The organism is Moraxella sp. (genome assembly GCF_024227015.1).
Taxonomy (GTDB): domain Bacteria; phylum Pseudomonadota; class Gammaproteobacteria; order Pseudomonadales; family Moraxellaceae; genus Moraxella.
Genome location: NZ_JAAELD010000168.1, coordinates 1 through 1,030, shown reverse-complemented (window position 1 = coordinate 1,030; position 1,030 = coordinate 1). Strand labels below are relative to the sequence as shown.

The 1,030-nt window shown below is 45.3% G+C and carries 1 protein-coding gene; it reads right to left on the bottom strand.

The features are described from left to right. Positions 1 to 890 (bottom strand): hypothetical protein (locus GY683_RS03905; protein ID WP_297287504.1); only part of this gene is annotated, 890 nt, incomplete at its 3' end. Positions 891 to 1,030: the final 140 nt, after the last annotated feature.

Here is a 1,030-nt window from a genome sequence, read left to right as displayed (position 1 = left end):
TCCCCTTCGTGTTCCCCTTCATGCGCCTCTTCATGCCCATGCCCACCAGCACGATTTTCCACATTGGCTGACCAATGAGAAAAACCAATTTGCCAACTATGACTCACACCAATATCGCCGCCTAGATTGGCAAACAGGCTATAAGCTCCAACACCATCATGCGCCCCTCCGCCTGCGGGAAAGGCATCGCCGCGAAATAACTCAGCACCCGCTTGGATAAATAAATCCGTGGGGGCAATCCAATTAACTTGTATGCCATCATCTCTTAATTGATTACCAAACAAGCCTCGGTAAATCAACGGTGCATCTGCAAAATCCCAGGCATGTTCATGGTGCTCATTGAGATAGCCCACCGCCGACAGAAAACGCCCAGCTTTGACTGTGAAACCGTTGCCTAAAGCTAAAGTTTCAAAATAAGCCTCTTCTAATTCGACTTTTGTTTCTCCATCGTGATCGTGCAAAGCAACGGTTAATTTACCGTAGAATTTATCATCAATATTAGCACTCATAGCCAATTCGCTATGTCCCAAGGATAAACCAGACTTGCCAAGGCCAGCTTCGCCCCCTAATTGAAAACCGGGGATTTTGTAATTTGCCGCATTTGAAAAATGGGCATATCGACCATCTAAAATCAGGCTAATTGCAGGGTTAAAGGCGTTAGCTGAACTGCTTTGTCCTGACGGCACCACATCATACGCTGCTGCGCGGGTGGATTGAGCGGCATCCTCTGCGTCTTCCAGACGCTTTTCGAGTGCTTGGATGCGCTGCTCGTATTCTTGTTTCATTGTTTCAAGTTGCTCACGCACAGTGGTTAAATCGTCTTCGGCAATACTCATCACTGGAGAGGATGAGATGGCTAAAGCGATAGCAACTGCTAATTGGTTATTCATAGTATCTCCTTCAAAGCGTTACAGACGAAAGTATTCCTGGAATTTTTTATAAATCCCATACAAAAAGTCAGTTTTAATTGTCCAGGAATGTGCATGAACCTATCCCACTATTCGTTTTTGAGCTTAGAAATCCGATTTTT